This window comes from Nocardia sp. CA-145437, from assembly GCF_050956485.1.
Lineage (GTDB): Bacteria > Actinomycetota > Actinomycetes > Mycobacteriales > Mycobacteriaceae > Nocardia.
Genome location: NZ_CP191204.1, coordinates 137,614 through 155,378, shown reverse-complemented (window position 1 = coordinate 155,378; position 17,765 = coordinate 137,614). Strand labels below are relative to the sequence as shown.

General features: G+C 68.8%; 10 protein-coding genes. 6 read left to right on the top strand and 4 right to left on the bottom strand.

Annotation, left to right across the window (positions count from 1 at the left end):
• Window positions 1-19 precede the first annotated feature (19 nt).
• The 4 genes from ACQPYY_RS00660 (at window position 20) to ACQPYY_RS00645 (ending at window position 6,381) form a co-directional block, all read left to right on the top strand.
• On the top strand, window positions 20-1,522 hold the full coding sequence (locus ACQPYY_RS00660) for an FAD-binding oxidoreductase (protein ID WP_379103228.1): 1,503 nt from the start codon (window positions 20-22) through the stop codon (window positions 1,520-1,522).
• Complete coding sequence (locus tag ACQPYY_RS00655) at window positions 1,519-2,280, top strand: decaprenylphospho-beta-D-erythro-pentofuranosid-2-ulose 2-reductase (RefSeq protein WP_433592416.1); 762 nt, start codon at window positions 1,519-1,521, stop codon at window positions 2,278-2,280. The genes ACQPYY_RS00660 and ACQPYY_RS00655 overlap by 4 nt, the downstream gene beginning before the upstream one ends.
• Before the next feature lie 145 nt (window positions 2,281-2,425).
• On the top strand, window positions 2,426-4,357 hold the full coding sequence (locus ACQPYY_RS00650) for a galactan 5-O-arabinofuranosyltransferase (RefSeq protein WP_433592415.1): 1,932 nt from the start codon (window positions 2,426-2,428) through the stop codon (window positions 4,355-4,357).
• A 203-nt stretch (window positions 4,358-4,560) separates the two neighbouring features.
• Window positions 4,561-6,381, top strand: a complete 1,821-nt coding sequence (locus ACQPYY_RS00645; protein WP_433592414.1) for a glycosyl transferase — start codon at window positions 4,561-4,563, stop codon at window positions 6,379-6,381.
• A 104-nt stretch (window positions 6,382-6,485) separates the two neighbouring features.
• On the opposite strand, the gene ACQPYY_RS00640 is transcribed toward ACQPYY_RS00645, so the two are convergent.
• The gene (locus tag ACQPYY_RS00640; protein WP_433592413.1) at window positions 6,486-8,120 is read right to left on the bottom strand and encodes a protein kinase domain-containing protein; all 1,635 of its coding nucleotides are present in this window, start codon (window positions 8,118-8,120) and stop codon (window positions 6,486-6,488) included.
• 33 nt (window positions 8,121-8,153) lie between these two features.
• On the bottom strand, window positions 8,154-10,028 hold the full coding sequence (locus ACQPYY_RS00635; protein WP_433592412.1) for a serine/threonine-protein kinase: 1,875 nt from the start codon (window positions 10,026-10,028) through the stop codon (window positions 8,154-8,156).
• Between the two features lie 68 nt (window positions 10,029-10,096).
• Between ACQPYY_RS00635 and ACQPYY_RS00630 the strand changes: the two genes are divergently transcribed.
• Together ACQPYY_RS00630 and ACQPYY_RS00625 are read left to right on the top strand one after the other, a co-directional pair.
• Window positions 10,097-13,351, top strand: a complete 3,255-nt coding sequence (locus ACQPYY_RS00630; protein WP_433592411.1) for an arabinosyltransferase domain-containing protein — start codon at window positions 10,097-10,099, stop codon at window positions 13,349-13,351.
• A gap of 153 nt (window positions 13,352-13,504) precedes the next feature.
• On the top strand, window positions 13,505-16,864 hold the full coding sequence (locus ACQPYY_RS00625; RefSeq protein ID WP_433592410.1) for an arabinosyltransferase domain-containing protein: 3,360 nt from the start codon (window positions 13,505-13,507) through the stop codon (window positions 16,862-16,864).
• Between the two features lie 82 nt (window positions 16,865-16,946).
• Here ACQPYY_RS00625 and ACQPYY_RS00620 read toward each other — a convergent pair whose 3' ends face one another.
• Together ACQPYY_RS00620 and ACQPYY_RS00615 are read right to left on the bottom strand one after the other, a co-directional pair.
• Entirely contained in the window at window positions 16,947-17,153 is a 207-nt protein-coding gene (locus ACQPYY_RS00620) for a DUF5988 family protein (protein WP_357088157.1), read from the bottom strand.
• A gap of 61 nt (window positions 17,154-17,214) precedes the next feature.
• On the bottom strand, window positions 17,215-17,691 hold the full coding sequence (locus ACQPYY_RS00615) for a hypothetical protein (RefSeq protein WP_379103210.1): 477 nt from the start codon (window positions 17,689-17,691) through the stop codon (window positions 17,215-17,217).
• Window positions 17,692-17,765: the final 74 nt, after the last annotated feature.

Here is a 17,765-nt window from a genome sequence, read left to right as displayed (position 1 = left end):
GCCTGTAGCCTCTATGCCGATGTCCACGAAAGCTCAGACCACTACCGAGGCCGCCGCCGAGCCCAGCTCGAACGGTGACAGCCCCGTAGTCGGCAAAGAAAAAGAGGGCACCGTGTCACAGCAGGGTTCGTTCGACCTGCCGACGCAGACCCGGCGCTTGACCGGTTGGGGACGCACCGCGGCCACCACCTCGGAAGTGCTCTCCACCAGCGACCCGGAACTGATCGCCAAGGCGGTCGCCATGGTCGCGGAGGACAACGACTCGAAGCCCGCGCACCTGCGTCGCGGCGTCATCGCCCGCGGCCTGGGCCGCTCCTACGGCGATCACGCGCAGAACGCCGGCGGCCTGGTCGTCGACATGACCGCGCTCAACCGCATCCACCGCATCGACCGGGACTCCCGGCTGGTGGACGTGGACGCGGGCGTGTCCCTCGACCAGCTGATGAAGGCGGCGCTGCCGTTCGGCCTGTGGGTTCCGGTGCTCCCGGGCACCCGGCAGGTCACCGTGGGCGGCGCCATCGGCTCCGACATCCACGGTAAGAATCACCACAGCGCGGGCAGCTTCGGCAACCACGTGCGGTCCATCGATCTGCTCACCGCCGACGGCAAGGTGCAGACCATCGGGCCGAAGAAGAACGCCAAGCTGTTCTGGGCGACCGTCGGCGGCAACGGGCTGACCGGCATCATCCTGCGCGCGACCATCGAGATGACGCCGACCGAGACGGCCTACTTCATCTCCGACGGCATCAAGACCACCGGTCTGGAAGAGACCATCGCGGTCCACAAGGACGGCTCGGAGGAGAACTACACCTACTCCTCCACCTGGTTCGACGCGATCAGCGCGCCGCCGAAGCTGGGCCGCGCCAATGTGTCTCGCGGGCGGCTGGCGAAGCTGGACGAGCTGCCGAAGAAGCTGCGGAAGAACCCGCTGAAGTTCGATGCGCCGAATCTGCTGACGGTGCCGGATATCTTCCCGAATTTCGCGGCGAACAAGTTCACGCTCGGCATGGTCGGCGAGGCGTATTACGCGCTCGGCGGCAATTACACCGGCAAGATCATGAACTTGACGCAGTTCTACCACATGCTCGACGTGGTCTCGGAGTGGAATCGGGCCTATGGCTCCGCCGGATTCATTCAGTACCAGTTCGTGCTGCCGCCCGAGGCGCTGGACGAATTCACCAAGATCATCATCGATATCCAGCGCTCCGGGCACCATTCGGCGCTCAATGTGCTGAAGTTCTTTGGTCCGGGCAACCCGGCGCCGCTGAGCTTCCCCATGGAGGGCTGGAACATCTGCGTCGACTTCCCCGTCCGCCCGGGTCTCAACGACTTCGTGCGCGAACTGGACCGCCGCGTCCTGGAATTCGGCGGGCGCCTCTACACTGCCAAGGATTCGCGCACCGACGCGGAGACCTTCCACAAGATGTACCCCCGGATCGACGAGTGGATCAAGATCCGCCGGAGCGTCGACCCCACAGGCGTTTTCATGTCCGATATGGCGAGAAGGCTGGAGCTTCAGTGATCAATGCGGTAGGCAACCCGCAGTCCATTCTGCTGCTGGGCGGCACCTCGGAGATCGGCTTGGCGATCTGCGCCGAGTACCTGAAGAAGGGCCCCGCGCGCGTCGTCCTGGCGGCCCTGCCGGGTGACCCGCTGCGCGAGGACGCCGTGTCGCAGATGAAGGCGGCCGGGGCCTCCGAGGTCCAGATCGTCGACTTCGACGCGCTCGACACCGGCAGCCACCCGGCCGTGATCGACGCGGCCTGGGCCACCAGCGATATCGACGTGGCCATCGTCGCGTTCGGCATCGACGGCGACGGCGAGATCTTCTGGCAGGACCAGCGCAAGGCCGTCATGATGGCCGAGATCAACTACACCGCCGCGGTGTCGGTGGGTGTGCTGCTCGGCGAGAAGATGAAGGCGCAGGGCTTCGGCCGCATCCTGGCCATGTCCTCGGTCGCCGGTGAGCGGGTGCGCCGCTTCAACTTCGTCTACGGCTCCACCAAGGCCGGCCTGGACGGTTTCTACCTGGGCCTGGGCGAGGCGATCGCCCCGTTCGGCCCGCGCGTCACGGTCATCCGCCCCGGCATGGTGCGTACCCGGCTCTCCGCGCACGCCAAGGAGAACGGCCTCACCGTGAACAAGGAAGACGTCGCGCTGCTCGCGGTGTCCGCCTCGGAGAAGGGCAAGGAAATCGTCTGGGCCCCCGGCGTTTTCCGCTACGTCATGATGATCCTGCGGCACGTGCCGCGTCCGATCTTCCGCAAGCTGCCCATCTAGGCGAGTTTGCGATCAACGCCGCATTCCGGTCCCGGGGTGCGGCGTTTTTCATTTCCGGCGGGTCGGCCCCGGCGAGAGGTCCGCGCACGCGGCACTGGCTAGGCTGACCGGCGGTCCATGACACGAATGCGGAGGGCTGGTGCGGATGAGCGAGCGGGCGAGCGGGCGAGCGGCGGTGCTGGCGCGGCAGGCCGGTAGTGCGGCCGGGGAGGCCGTGCTCGCCGCCGTGGTGGCGGCCGTGGTGGCCGCGATCGGGCTCGAGGCGTTCTCGGTCGTGCACTGGCCGGCGTTCAACTCCTCCAACGTGACCCGGGCGCTCACCACCGTCGGGCAGGTGGCCGCACTGGCCATGCTGGTGGTCGCGGTCGTGTTGCTGCGCCTGCGCACGTGGGGGCGGGTCGCGAAACTGCTGTCCTGGGGCGGACTTTCGGCCTTCGTGACCGTGACGCTCGGGATGCCGCTGGCCGCGACCAAGCTGTACCTGTTCGGCATGTCCGTGGACCAGGAGTTCCGGACGCAGTATCTGACACGGCTGACCGACAGCGCGGCGCTGCGCGATATGAACTACGCCGAACTGCCGCCGTTCTATCCGGCGGGCTGGTTCTGGCTGGGCGGCCGGTTCGCGAGCCTGACCGGCATGGCCGGGTGGGAGGCGTTCAAGCCCTTCGCGATCATCGGTCTGGCGGTCGCCTCGGCGGTCGCCCTGGTGCTGTGGTCCAAGTTGATTCGCGCGGATTGGGCGGTCGCTGTCGCCGCCGCGACCACCGCGGTGACCCTGGCCTACGGTGCGCCCGAGGCCTATAGCGCGGTGCTCACGCTGTTGCTGGGACCCGCGCTGGTACTGGCTTGGGGCGCGCTGTACCGGCCCGCCGAGACCGGCGAGGACACGGAGACGACCGCGGGCGGCTGGGGCGCTGTGGTGGGGACCGGGCTGTTCCTCGGCCTCGGAGCCACCTTCTACAGCCTCTACTTCGGTGTCGCGGTCTTCGCGGTGTGCCTGATGGCCGTCGTCGCCGCGGGGCTCGCCATCCGATCGCAGCACACCTGGCGGGCCATCTGGCCGATCCTGGTCCGGCTCATCGGAATCGGTGCCATCGCGGGCGTGCTGGCACTCGCAGTCTGGACCCCGTTCCTACTGAAGTTCCTGTCCGGCAAGGCATCTCTGGGCTCCGGCTCCGCGTTCCACTACCTCCCCGAGACGGGTTCGCGGCTGCCGCTGCCGATGACCGAGTTCGATTTGCTGGGTGTGTTCTGCCTGGCCGGAACCATCTGGCTGGTGCTGCGCGCGGGCAGTTCGCGGCGCGCGCAGGCGCTGGGCATCGGCGTGGTCGCCATCTACCTGTGGTGCCTGCTGTCCATGGCCGCGACGGCGGCCGGGACCACCCTGCTGTCGTTCCGGCTGGAGTCGCCGCTGCTGGCGCTGCTGTCGGCGGCAGGTGTGTTCGCGTTCGCCGAGGGGGCGCGGGCGGTCTATCAGGCACTGAACGAGCCGAGCCGGTTCCGGATCGCGGCGGCCGCGGTGGCGCTGGCCGGGGCGATCGGGTTCAGCCAGGGCATTCCGACGGTGCTGGCCACCGAGATCACCACGGCCTACACCGATACCGACGGCCATGGGGATCGCGCCGACAAGCGGGCTCCGTCGGCGGTTTCCTACTACCGCGAAATCGACGCGAAACTGCTGGAGCAGACCGGGCGGCCGCGCGACGGCAGCGTGGTGCTGACCGCGGACACCAGCTTCCTGGCGATCTACCCGTACTTCGGATTCCAGGCGCTCACTTCGCATTACGCGAACCCGCTGGCCGACTTCGCGGCGCGCACCGCCGAGATCCAGCGCTGGAGCACGCTGAAGACGCCGCGGGAGCTGACCGACGCGCTCGAGCACTGCCCGTGGCGGGCGCCGGACGCGTTCCTGTTCCGGCGTTCCGGCGACGGCTACTCGCTGCGGCTGTCCCAGGACGTCTATCCGAACGATCCGAATGTGAAGCGCATCACGGTTACGCTGCCCAAGGCATTGTTCGATGACGGGCACTACCGCATCACCGATATCGGGCCGTTCACCCTCGTCGTGCGTGTCTGAGAGATCGGGCGAGACAAGGATCACTTATCCCCAAAAATGAGGCGGAACCTGGGGATAACTGTCCGATTCTGTGGATAACTTCTCGACTTGCCCGTGCAATCTCAGCCGGAAGCTGTAGCGTGGGCCGCTGATTGCAAGGCACAAGGAGTTATGCGTTGGCACAGGGGCGGGAAACCGATCGGGGGAACGAAACGGACTCGGCGGTGGCGGTTCTCGACCGCGTCACGCCGAATACGGCCAATCCCAACCTGACTCGCACGCAGCGTACGGCCGCACGGCTACGCCTGGCACGGGCCGATCTGTTCGTCGCGGGCGCGTACCTGTCGCTGGCGGTGCTGGTGCTGTCCGGTCAGTGGATGCACGCCGACCGCGGCTACCTGATCAAGAGCGGCCAGGACCAGACCATGTGGGAGTGGTTCTTCGCGGTCACCGCCCACGATGTCTCGCATCTGCACAATCCGCTGGGCACCACGCTGCAGAACTATCCCGACGGCGTGAACATGATGGCCAATACCGCCATGTTCGGAGTCGGGGTGCCGCTCACCCCGGTCACGCTGCTGTTCGGCCCGACGGTCACGTTCGTGCTGGTCCTCACGCTGGGCCTGTGCGGCACCGCGTTCGCCTGGTACTGGCTGTTCTCCCGCGAGCTGGTCTCGTCCAAATTCGCTGCGGCCGTGGGCGGCCTGTTCTGCGGGTTCGCGCCCGCCATGATCTCGCACGCCAACGCCCACCCGAATTTCGTGCTGCTGGCGCTGCTGCCGGTGATCGCCCTGAAGGTGATTCGGATGGCGCGGCGCGCGGCCGCGGGCACCGAGGTGACCCGCGGTCGCCGCAACAAGGACGCCTTCGTGCTGGGCCTGCTGGTGGCGATGCAGATCGCGCTCGGTGAGGAGCCGCTGCTCATCTTCGCGCTCGCGTTCGGTCTCTTCGCGCTGGTCTACCACCTGCACGCCCCGAAGGCCGGGCTGCGGATGGTGCGCAGCCTGGCCCCGCCGGTGCTGCTGGCGGCGCTGATCACGGTGGCGCTGACCGATATTCCGCTGTGGTGGCAGTTCTTCGGGCCGCAGTCCTACCGTTCCATCGACCACGGGCCGATGAAGAACGACCTGAAGGCGCTGTTCCAGTTCCCGTCCGAGTCCCTGGGCGGCTTGTTCTCGCACGGCCAGAACGTGGCCATCAACGCGACCGAGGAGAACTCGTACTTCGGCTGGCCGCTGTGGATCGTGGTGTCGGTGGCCGTCGCGCTCATGTGGCGGGAACGCGCGGTGCGGGCCGCCGCCGCGGTGATCGCCCTGTTCACGATCCTGTCGCTGGGCGCCTCGGCCACCATCGGCCTCGGCGACACCGGCATCGTGCTGCCGTGGAAGTGGCTCGACCATGTGCCGCTGCTGAATTCGGTCCTGGAGTCCCGCTTCACCATGGCCGCCATCCCCGCCATCGCGGTGGTGCTGGTCCTGGCCACCCAGCGCGCCCTGGACTACTGGAGCGTCTCCGCCACCGACTGGCGCCCGCTGGCCCTGTTCGCCGCCCTGGTCTTCGCCTTGCTGCCGCTCACGCCCACCGTCCTGCCGGTGGTCCAGCGCGCCCCCACGCCCGCGTTCTTCACCGACGGAACGGTGCGCCACTACGTTTCGGGCGGCTCCGTGGTGATCGCCCCGCCGCCCACCGCCCCCGACGCCCGCGCCTTGCGCTGGCAGGTCGACTCCGGCTTCGAATTCCCCCTCGCCGGAGGCTATTTCGTCGGCCCCACCGGCTCCTCCAAGAAGGGCCGCTACGGCCCCGACGACCGCCCCACCGCAACCCTGCTGACGAAAGCCCAGCAGTCCAACAAGATTCCGTCGATCGACGAATCCGACCGCATCCGCGCCCTGGTCGACCTCCGCTACTGGCGAGCCGACGTCGTCGTCCTGCCCCCCACCGACAACGCCGACACCCTCCGCCTGACCCTGGACCAGCTCCTCGGCTTCCCCGCCAAGTACGTCGACGGCGTCTGGCTGTGGGACGTCCGCGGCCTCCTGCACTGACCCCGCGTCAGCGGGTCGGCGGCGTGCTCACCTCGGTGTAGTAGGTTGCTCCGGCGTGATTCGCGCCGGAGCGAACCAGCGTGCCGCCAAGGACTTTTCGGTGCTCAGTTGCTGCGGGTGTAGGTGACGGCGCCGCTGCGGGAGAGGGCGCGGGTGATGCGGCCGTCGGTGAGGACGAGTTCGTGGGTGCCTTGGACCAGGCAGCCGTCGGCGTCGCCGGTGACCAGGTTGCCCGCGCCCACGGTGATGTCGGCGGTGCCGGGGACGCCGAGGAGGCGGTAGTCGAAGACGCAGATGGGGCGGTTGTCTCGGAGGACGGTCGAGGTGACGACCACGTCGTCGAGGTTGCCCTGGCGGATGGAGAGGCGGTAGCGGTCGGCGTTGGCGGTGCTGGTGCCGGACCAGTCGCCGACGAAGGCGGAGGGGACGCGGCCCGCAGGGGCGGGTGGGGTGGCGGCAACCGTCGTGAGGGCGGTGGGGGCGGCCGAGGCGACGGTGGGGACCGCGGCGGACAGCGGTGTGCCGGTAGATCTTCCGTGGCTTTCGAGGTTCATGGTGACGAGGATGGCGCTGCCTCCGATCACGGCGGCGGCCAGCACGGCCAAGAGGCCGGTGACCACGCCGCGGCTCACCCCCGTCGACACCGGGACGGGTTCGGGGGCTCGATGCCGGTGGGGCGCGGCGTCTTCGAAGGATCCGGTGCGCGCGCCGTAGGCGACGCCGTAGGCCGGTGCGCCAGGATTGGTGCGGTAGCCGCCGGCGAGGGCGGTGGGGTCGGTGCGGGAGGAGCGGAGCAGGGTGGGGTCGGTGCGGGGGGAGCGCAGGATGGACGGGTCGGTGACGAAGCCGGGCGGTGGGGTGTTCGGGGCAGCCGCGGCCGGGTTCAGGACGGTCCGGGCGGAACCCGTCTGCCAGGCGTGCCAGGCGGCGTCGGTGAAATCGGCGCAGCTGGGGAATCTCTCGTCCGGGTGTTTGGCCAGGGCGCGGTCGAAGACGGGGTCGAAGGCCGCGGACAGGTCCGGGCGGAGCTGGGTGACGTGCAGGGGCGGAGTGCTGGTGTGGGCGTAGATCCAGCCCGCCAGGTCGGTGGCGAGGAACGGGCGGGTGCCGGTGAGGAGCACGAAAAGGGTGCAGGCCAACGAGTATTGGTCGGTGCGCGGGTCGAGGTAGCGGCCCGAGACCTGTTCGGGGGACGCGAAGGCGAAGGTGGCGGAGATGTCGCCGGTCTTGGTGACGTGGGTGGTCTCGTCACGCAGGCGCGCGATGCCGAAATCGGTGAGCAGGGCGCGTTCGGGGCGGCCGTCGGCGGCCGGGGAGAGCAGGATGTTGGAGGGCTTCACATCCCGGTGCAGCACGCCCTGGCCGTGCGCGTAGTCGAGGGCCGAGGCGATGCCGTCGCCGATGCGCAGCGCCCGTTCGGGGGCCAGGCCGGTGAGCCCGTCGGCGTCGGGGCCGGCCACGAATTGCATGGCGATCCACAGTCTTCCGGCGTCCACGCCGCGGTCGTAGACCGACACGATGTTCGGATGGTCGAAGCGGGCGGTGATGTCGGCCTCGCGTTCGAAGCGCCGCCAGCCCTCGGTGTCGGCGTCCACCTCGTCGCGGTTGAACACCTTGAGGGCGGCCAGGCGGGGTAGCCGGGGATGTCGGGCGGCGAAGACGGTGCCCGATCCCCCGGCCCCGATCCAGCGTTCGATGACATATCCGGCGATCTCCTCGCCCGGCTTCGGATCGGCCATGATCGCGCACCTACCTACGTCAGTGGAGCCCTGCTACTTCAGTGGAGCCCGGTCGAGCCAGTCGGTCAGGAGGTTGTTCACCGTGTGCCCGGGCCAGTGCAGCACCATGACGAAACGCGACCGCGGATCGCCGTCGGGGAAGGAGACCGCGGCCAGCGCGTGCTGGCTCTCGCTGTCCCGGGTGACGGCCGGATCCACCGAGGCCGCCGTGGTGACGGTGAGATCACCCGCTACGTCCTGATGCGTTACCGGGGTGACGCGGGCATTGCCGCCGAAGAACAGCGCGGCCACGGATTTGCCCGGGCGGGTGTCGAAGTCGAGGAAGTCGAAGCGCGGCTGACCGGTGGCGTCCTCGGCATTGCAGCGCACCCGGTGCGCGCCCTGGACCGCCTCGTCCGGGCCGGGATCCTTGGGACGGCAGGACCCGCCCTGCCAGCCGACCGCGGTGCCGTTGGCGGCGAGCTGACCGATCAGGCTGGGGAAGGCGCGGGCGATGGCGGCGTCCTCGCGGCCCCAGGAGGAGATCAGGGTGTCGGCGCTGGTGTACGTGATCAGGCCGCTCACATCGGTTTTGCGGCTGACCCGCCCGTCGGGCAGCAGGGTGAGGGTGGTCGGCCCGTTGGCGCGGCAGGCGTTGGAGGGCTCGCGCACCACGATCTCGGAGGTGCCGATGATGAGCCGGTCGCCGTCGCCGGGCACCTGGTCGAGCGGGGCGGAGAATTCGCAGTGGAACGGAAACCCGTTGGGCAGCACGCCGTCCACCCGGTTGGAGAGCACCGGGTCGCCGATCTTGGCCTGTTGCACGGTGAGCCGGTAGTTGGTCTGGCCCTCGGTGGCCAGCCAGGTGCCCACGAACCGGTCGGGCACCATTCCCCGCGCGGTCGGCGGAGATGGCGAGTTGCCGTGGTCGAGCGCGAATCCCACGCCCGCCGCGGTCACCGCGGCGACGGCGGCCGGAATCAGCACACGCCGCTGTAACCGGCCGTGCCACAGCGGTTTCCGTCTTCGCTTTCCGATGCTCTGAGGCGGCGGATGCAACAGGCGCGCACGGGCGGTGACGGCCAGGGCCGGATCGGAGTAGTACGCCTCGGTGGCGGCATAGGCGAAATCCACGCAGCTGTCGAAGCGGTCCTCCGGGTCCTTGGCCAGGGCGCGGTCGAACACGTCGTCCAGGGCTTCCGGGAGCGCCGGGTTCAGTTCGCTCAGCCGCCGCGGCTTCTCCTGCGTGTGGGCGTGCACCCAGGCCAGCGGATTGTCGGCGGTGAAGGGCCGCTGGTCGGTGAGCAGCACGAAAAGCGTACAGGCCAGCGAGTATTGATCAGATCGCGGACCGACCGGTTTCCCACTCACCTGCTCCGGTGATGCGAAAGCGAAAGTGGCGGAGATATTTCCGGTATGGGTGAGCTTGGTGGTCTCGTCGCGCAGCCGGGCGATACCGAAGTCGGTGAGCAGCGCCCGCTCCGGGCGGCCGCTCTCGGGATCGGCGATGAGGATATTGGACGGCTTCACATCCCGGTGCAGCACGCCCTTGCCGTGCGCGTAATCCAGCGCCGCCCCGATCTCACCGCCGATGCTCAATGCCCGCTCCGGCGAAATATGATGCAGCTCACCGGCATCCGCGCCGTCCACGAACTGCATGGAGATCCAGAACCGGTCCTCGGCGACGCCGCGGTCGTAGATCTGCACGATATTGGGATGGTCGAAATGCGCCGCGATATCGGCCTCACGCTCGAAACGCCGCCACACCTCGTCGTCTTCGGCGACCTCGTCACGTTTCAAGATCTTCAGAGCCGTGAGCCGGGGTAACCGCGGATGCCGGGCCGCGTAGACCACGCCCGATCCCCCGGCCCCGACCCGCCGCGCGATCACATACCCGGCGAGAACTTCGCCAGGTCGCAGCTCGGTCATGATTCCTCTTGTCTTCCGGCCCGGCCCCACGCCCAGTTCGGATAACAACCATCATAGAGTCGTTCTTCGTGCGCGCAGACTCCCGAGCGTTCCACCGCATCCGCATCCTCGCCCTGGTGTCCGGTCTTCTCGGATTCCTGCTGGCGGTGATCACACCGATCCTGCCGGTGCAGCAGGACCGGCCCACTCTGCATTGGCCGCAAGGGGATACGGCCGACGTGGCCGCGCCCCTGGTCTCCTATGTGCCGTTGAGCCTCGATGTGACACTGCCGTGCCAGGTGCTGCGGGAGTCGCCGAGCGGGACGCTGTTCTCGACGGTGCCCGCCGCCTCCGGGCAGGCCGAGACCAAGGGCCTGGTCGTCAAGGTCACCGACGAACCCGGCAAGGGGCCCGTGCTCTCGGTGCTCGTGCGGTTGATTCCGCTGCTGTCCGCGCCCGTCGCGGAGATCGGCGACTGCGGCGCCGTGACCGTGCGCTCGGACGCCACCCAGACCCGGGTGGAATTCACCGGTGTCGCGCGCAAGGACGGGACGCCGTTCGTCGGCACCGTCGGCGGCGACACCCGGCCGCAGGTGGTGGGCCTGTTCACCGATCTGAAGCGGGAGCAGCTCGGGAACGCCTCCGCCACCGTGCGGATCGACGCGCGCTTCACCTCCAGCCCGACCTGGCTCAAACGGCTGGCGACCATCGGCGCGGTGCTGTTCACCCTGCTGTCGCTGTACGCGCTGCACCTGCTCGACACCGCCGACGGCCGCAAGCCGCGCCGCTTCCTGCCCGCGCACTGGTGGCGGGTGCGGCTCGCCGATGTCGCGGTGCTGGGCACTCTGGTGGTGTGGCACTTCATCGGGGCCAACACCTCCGATGACGGCTACATCCTGAATATGGCCCGGGCCTCGAAGTATTCGGGTTACATGGCCAACTACTACCGCTGGTTCGGGGTCGCCGAGGCGCCCTTCGGGTGGCCGTACGAGGTACTGGCCTGGATGACCCGGATCAGTGATTCCAGCCCGTGGATGCGGCTGCCCGCGCTGCTGGCCGGCATCGTGTGCTGGCTGGTGATCAGCCGGGAAGTGCTGCCGCGCTTGGGCTCCCGGGTGCGCCGCGACCAGGTCGCGATCTGGACCGCGGGCCTGGTGTTCCTGGCCGCCTGGATGCCCTACGACAACGGTCTGCGACCGGAACCGCTGATCGCTGCGGGCGCGCTGCTGACCTGGTGCTCCATCGAACGCGCCATCGCCACCGGGCGGCTGCTGCCCGCGGCCGTCGGCGTGCTGATCGCGGCCTTCTCACTGGCCGCCGGGCCGACCGGCCTGATTTGCATCGCGGCCCTGATCGCGGGCGCGCGGCCGGTGCTGATGGTGATCATCACACGTGCCGGGCAGCAGCGCGGTTCGTGGCTGCTGCGCTACGGCGCGTTGCTCGCGCCCGGCATCGCGGCCGGAACCCTGGTGCTGGTGGTCGTTTTCGGTGATCAGACCCTGGCCTCGGTCATGGAGGCCACCCGGGTGCGCACCCTGATCGGCCCCAATGTGGCCTGGTTCGACGAGCGCACCCGCTGGGACTCGCTGCTCATGCTCTCCCCCGACGGCTCGCTGGCCCGCCGATTCGGCATCCTCGCCATGCTGCTGAGCCTGGGCGTGTGCGTGATGGTGATGCTGCGCAAGAACGGCCGCATCCCGGGCACCTCGCGCGGTCCGTCGGCGCGGGTGCTGGGCATCGTGTTCATGTCGCTGTTCCTGATGATGTTCACGCCCACCAAGTGGACCCACCATTTCGGCGTGTACGCGGGCCTGGCCGGATCGCTGGCGGCGCTGGCCGCGGTCGCGGTGGGGGTCAACGGGATTCGCTCGCCGCGCAACCGGACGCTGTTCACGGCGGCGGTGTTCTTCCTGCTGGCCATGACCTTCACCGGATCCAACGGCTGGTGGTACGTGTCCAGCTACGGCGTGCCGTGGTTCGACAAGGCCCCGCTGGTCGCGGGCAAGGGCTTCTCCACCCTGTTCCTGGGACTGGCGGTGCTGTGCCTGCTGATCGCGGCCTACCAGCACTTCCGGGAGCCGTACACGACGCCGCGGCCGGTGCGCGGCTTCGACAAGTTCGCCAGCATGCCGCTCACCATCGCGGCGGCCGTACTGGTGCTGTTCGAGGTGTTGTCGCTGGCCAAGGCGGCCGCCGGCCAGTACCCGGCCTACTCCATCGCCCAGTCGAATCTGCGCGCGCTGAAGGGCGATTCGTGCGCCCTGGCCAACGAGGTGCTGGTGGAGACCGACACCGCGGGGTCGTTGCTGCACCCGTGGACCGGCTCCGACGCCGACGGCCTGGCCGCGCAGAACACCGGGTTCACCCCCAACGGCGTGGCCACCGACCTCACCGCGGACGCCGAGGAGACCGTCACCGGCGGCGCCAACTCGGTGAACGACAAGTCCGGCAACAAGACCTCCAAGACCACCGGGGCCGGCACCGGCGGCGGCAAGAGCGAGCAGGCCGGTATCAACGGCAGCTCGGTCGCCCTGCCCTTCGGCCTGGATCCGGCCAAGACCCCCGTACTGGGCAGCTACACCGATGGCGAGCAGCAGGTTTCGAAGCTCACCACCCAGTGGTACAACGCCGAGAAGCTGAACGCCGTGCGCGACAACCCGGCCTACCAGGTGCTGGTGGTGACCGCGGCGGGCCGCGTCAAGTCCTTCGACAAGGACGGCGTCCAGACCTATGGACAGGACCTGATCGTCGAGTACGGCACCCGCGACGCCGCGGGCGAGGTCCGCGAGGTCGGCCAGATCCGGCCCATCGACATCGGCCCGAACCCGTCCTGGCGCAATCTGCGCATCCCGCTGGACCAGATCCCCGCGGGCGCGAACGCGATTCGCCTGGTCCTCAACGATGCCGACCTCACCCCGCGCCAGTGGCTGGCGGTCACCCCGCCCCGGCTGCCCGAGCTGCGGACGCTGAATTCCCTTGTCGGCGATCAGGCCCCGGTGCTCGAGGACTGGCACGTGGGCCTCGCGTTCCCGTGCCAGCGCCCGTTCGACCACCACGACGGCGTGGCCGAGGTGCCCGAATGGCGCATCCTGCCCGACCGCGTGGGCCAGGACGCCTCCAATGCCTGGCAGGACGATATCGGCGGCGGGCCGCTCGGCTGGACCGGTCTGCTGTTGCAGTCCGAGACCCGGCCGTCGTACCTGAACCACGACTGGCGACGGGACTGGGGCGCCCTCGAGAAGTTCACCCCGTATGCCCCGAACGCGAATTCACGCCCGACCCTGGACGTGACCGCCGAAACGCGGTCCGGTCTGGCCAAGGACTCACCGATCAAGGCGAAATAGAAGGTGACAACCGATTTCGTGAGCCGAGGGTAACTCGTCGGGTACGTCCAGAATCGGGTTGGCACACGACCGCCGGCACGCGTGCGAATCCGGCAACGGCTCCCAAGCCGTGCGCCAAGTCTCGGAGAGGCGGGGGAGCTACGATCAGCAACCGTGCCAGACGCCTCCGCAGTGCTCACGAAGCCGAACCCTCCGGCGACCGACCCCGCGAACCCGCGTGATTACCGGGTAGCGAAGCTGATAGCGATCGTCGCGGGCCTGCTCGGGGCGCTGTTCGCGCTGGCGACGCCGTTCCTGCCGGTGCAGCAGACCCAGGCGGAGGTGAGCTGGCCGCAACGCGGTTCGCTGGATCCGGTGCAGGCGGCCCTGGTGTCGCAGGTGCCGATCGACGTGAACGTCACCATCCCCTGTTCCGCGGTCGGGCAATTGGATCCGCGCGGCGGCATCCTGCTGGCAACGGCACCGCCGCAGGGCAAGAGCGCGGACCTGGAGGCCATGTTCGTCCGCGTCTCCGGCGACAGCGTCGACGTGCTGGATCGGAATGCCGTGGTGGCCACCGCCACCCGCGCGGAGATGAACGAGTGCTCGAAGCTCGTCATCACCTCCGACAGCAAGGAGACCTACGCGGTCTTCGAGGGCGTCACCCGCACGGTCGAGAAGACCACCCCCGACGGCGGCCGGGAACTGGTCACCGTGCCGATCGAGGGCCGGCTGCTGGGCGACCTGCGGCCGCAGGTGGTGGGCGTCTTCACCGATATGAAAGGCGGCGTCCCGGAGGGCCTTTCGTTCCACATGACGGTGGACTCCCGGTACTCGTCCTCGCCGACGCTGATCAAGCTGGTCGCGATCATCGCCGCCGTGCTGCTCACCCTGCTGGCCATGGGCGCGCTCGCGGTGCTGGACACCAGCGACGGCCGCGGGCACCGGCGCATCCTGCCCGCGCACTGGCTGAAGCCGACGTGGGCGGACGGCGGCATCATCGGCACCCTGCTGCTGTGGCATTTCGTGGGCGCCAACACCTCCGACGACGGCTACATCCTGACCATGGTGCGGGCGGCCCCGCACGCCGGCTACCTGGCCAACTACTTCCGTTGGTACGGCGTGCCCGAAGCGCCGTTCGGCTGGTACTACTACGTCATCCAGGCCTTCGCCGAGATCTCCACCGCCAGCCCGTGGGTGCGAATTCCCGCGCTGCTCTGCGGAATCCTGTGCTGGCTGGTGATCAGCCGCGAGGTGGTGCCGCGCCTGGGCAATGCGGTGGCGCGTTCCAAGGTCGCGCTCTGGACCGGCGGCCTGGTGTTCCTGGCCTTCTGGCTGCCCTACGACAACGGCCTGCGCTCGGAGCCGATCGTGGCCCTGGGCGCGCTGCTGACCTGGGTCTCCATCGAGCGGGCCATCGCGACCTCGCGACTGCTGCCCGCCGCGGTCGCGGTCCTGGTGGCGGCGTTCACGCTGGCGGCGGCGCCGACCGGTCTGATGTGTGTGGCGGCCCTGCTCGCCGGCATCCGGCCGCTGGTCGCCATCGTGGTGCGGCGGCGCAAGCAGTTCGGAGACGTGGCGCTGCTGGCCCCCATCGCGGCGGCCGGAACCCTGGTGCTGGTGGCGGTTTTCGCCGATCAGACCTTCGCCGGGATCATGGAGGCCAACCGGGTGCGACAGGTGACCGGACCGAATCTGGCCTGGTACAAGGACTATCTGCGCTACTACTACCTGTTCGTCGAGACGGTGGACGGCTCGCTGGCCCGCCGCTTCGCGTTCCTGCTCATGATCCTGTGCCTGATGACCACCATGCTGGTGCTGCTGCGCCGGCGACAGGTGCCGGGCATCGCGAGCGCGCCGACCTGGCGGCTCATGGGCGTGGTCTTCGGAACCATCTTCTTCATGATGTTCAACCCGACCAAGTGGACCCACCACTTCGGTTCGTACGCGGGCATCGCGGGCTCGCTGGCAGCGGTGACCGCGGTCGCGGTGTCCGCCACCGCCCTGCGGTCCCGCAAGAACCGCTCGGTCTTCCTGGCCGGGCTGCTGTTCACCCTCGCCGTCGCCTTCTCCGGCATCAACGGCTACTGGTACGTCTCCAGCTACGGCGTGCCGTGGTACGACAAGACCGTCTCCCTGCACGGCTTCCAGTCCAACACCCTGATGCTCATGCTGTTCGGGCTGGCACTGGCGGTGGTGGCGTGGCAGTCGCTGCGCGAGGGCTACGCCAAGCCGATGGCGACCGGGAAGACTCAGCGCGGCAAGCGGATCCGCAGGTTCGCCGCGATTCCGCTCACCGTGGTCGCCGCGCTCATGGTGATCTTCGAGGTGGTGTCGCTGCTCAAGGGCGCGGTGCAGCAGTACCCGGCCTACTCGCTGGCCCGCTCGAACATCGACGCGGTCACCGGCAAGACCTGCGGCCTGGCCAATGACGTGCTCGTCGAGGGCAATGTCAACAGCGGCAACCTGACTCCGATCATCGATCCCGCCCACCCGCCGCTGAACGGCGACCCGCTGGCCGGGGAGAACCCCGTCGGCTTCGCCCCCAACGGGGTCGCCGCCAAGCTCGACGCGGACGCCGTCGAGGTGAAGCCGGGTACCGGCAACACCTCCACCCAGACCGTCGGCCCGGCCTTCGAGGAGGGCCAGAACGCGGGCACCGGCGGCGGCAAGGGCGCGCAGGGCGTCAACGGATCGACCGTGGCGCTGCCGTTCGGCCTGGACCCGGCCACCACCCCGGTGATGGGCAGTTACCAGGACGGCGTGCAGCAGCCCGCCTCGCTCACCTCGAGCTGGTACCAGCTGCCGCAGCGTTCGGACGACTCCCCGCTGATCGTCATCTCGGCAGCCGGGCGCGCGATGTCGTTCGACGACACCGGAAATATGACCTACGGCCAGGACATCTTCCTGGAGTACGCGCACCGGAATCCGGACGGCAGCCTCGGTGAGATCCGGGCCTACCGGCCGCTCGACATCGGCCCGGCCCCGTCCTGGCGGAATCTGCGCATCCCGTTCTCGGCGCTGTCCGACGACGCCAATGTGGTGCGCATCCGGGCCAACGACCCGATCCTGATCGGTGATCAGTGGCTGGCGTTCACGCCGCCGCGGGTGCCCAAGCTGGTGTCGCTCGACAGCTACCTGGGCCGGACCCAGCCGATCCTGCTGGACTGGGCGGTGGGCCTGCAGTTCCCGTGCCAGCACCCGTTCGACCACCACAACGGCGTGGTCGACGCGGCCCCCGGGTACCGCATCCTGCCGGATCGCCCGCTCGCGATCAGTTCCACGAACACCTGGCAGGCGCAGGAATTCGGTGGCCCGCTCGGCTGGGCGCAGATGCTCGCGTCGTCGAAGACGGTTCCGACGTACCTGAAGGACAACTACGACCGCGACTGGGGTTCGCTGGAGCAGTACGTGCCGTACTACTCGAACCCGGCCGATCCGGGCAAGGGCGACTTCCCCAAGCCCGCGCAGATCGACACCCACGTGGTGAACCGCTCCGGGTTCTGGTCACCGGGCAAGATGCGGGTCTTCTGACCCGAGGCGTCAGGCATTCGGTGGCCGCCCGCGACGAAGCGGGCGGCCACTGCCATGTCGTACGGCGATCGAGTTCCGGCGGCTACTTCTCGGCGTCGACGTGGGCGACCCACTCGTAGACGGGCAGACTGCCGTCCGGAGTGTCCTGCCACCGTGACGTCACTTTGAAACGCTCGTACCCGTTCCCGTACGCGACCCGCAGTTCGACTCCCGGTGGAGTGATCCGAACGATCCGTGTTTCGAGGCCTTCCGGCCCGCCTTCGAGTAGCGCCAGCGGTGAGGTACTCATAGCTGAAGGCTCTCACATTCATGCCTTACAGCCGATAGATTCAGCGCAATCGGCGAGCCGCCTAGACCAGGCCCATCAGCTTCATCAGGGCCACCAGCGGCCCGCCGATGACCGGGATCGCGCTGAAGCTGCCGGTGCCGCCCATGCTGCCCTCGGGGACGGCCGTGGCCTGGACACCCAGGGTCGAGCCGCCGTTGGGGCCGACGGTCAGATCGTCGTTGGCGGTGAAGGAGTACGTGCCGGCCGCGGTCGGGGACCACGCCAGCACGGCGTTGCCGGAGGAGTCGACCGGAACGGTGCCGAGGCTGACGACCGTGCTGCTGCCCGGGTTCAGCACCCAGAAGCCCACCTGGGTGCCCGCGTTCGGGGCGGCGACGTGCACGGTCAGGTTGTACGTGGTGCCGACGTGCGCCAGGCCGCCGGGGAAGATGATGCCGTAGGTCTGTGCGGACGCGGCCGGCGCGGTCATGATCGCGGCGGCGGTGGCGGCGGTGGCCGCGCCACCGATGATGAGTTGCCGAATTCGACGGGTAGCCATTAGTGCTTCGCTCCCAAGGCTCGCATTTCAAAATGAAATGCGAGCTTTTCACACACGGGAGCGACCCGCAACGG

Excerpts from the sequence above, each read along its gene's own strand:
- ACQPYY_RS00650 (WP_433592415.1), top strand. The coding sequence starts at position 2,426 with ATGAGCGAGCGGGCGAGCGGGCGAGCGGCGGTGCTGGCGCGGCAGGCC.
- ACQPYY_RS00660 (WP_379103228.1), top strand. The coding sequence starts at position 20 with ATGTCCACGAAAGCTCAGACCACTACCGAGGCCGCCGCCGAGCCCAGC.
- ACQPYY_RS00640 (WP_433592413.1), bottom strand. The coding sequence starts at position 8,120 with ATGGCCGATCCGAAGCCGGGCGAGGAGATCGCCGGATATGTCATCGAA.
- ACQPYY_RS00620 (WP_357088157.1), bottom strand. The coding sequence starts at position 17,153 with ATGAGTACCTCACCGCTGGCGCTACTCGAAGGCGGGCCGGAAGGCCTC.
- ACQPYY_RS00615 (WP_379103210.1), bottom strand. The coding sequence starts at position 17,691 with ATGGCTACCCGTCGAATTCGGCAACTCATCATCGGTGGCGCGGCCACC.
- ACQPYY_RS00635 (WP_433592412.1), bottom strand. The coding sequence starts at position 10,028 with ATGACCGAGCTGCGACCTGGCGAAGTTCTCGCCGGGTATGTGATCGCG.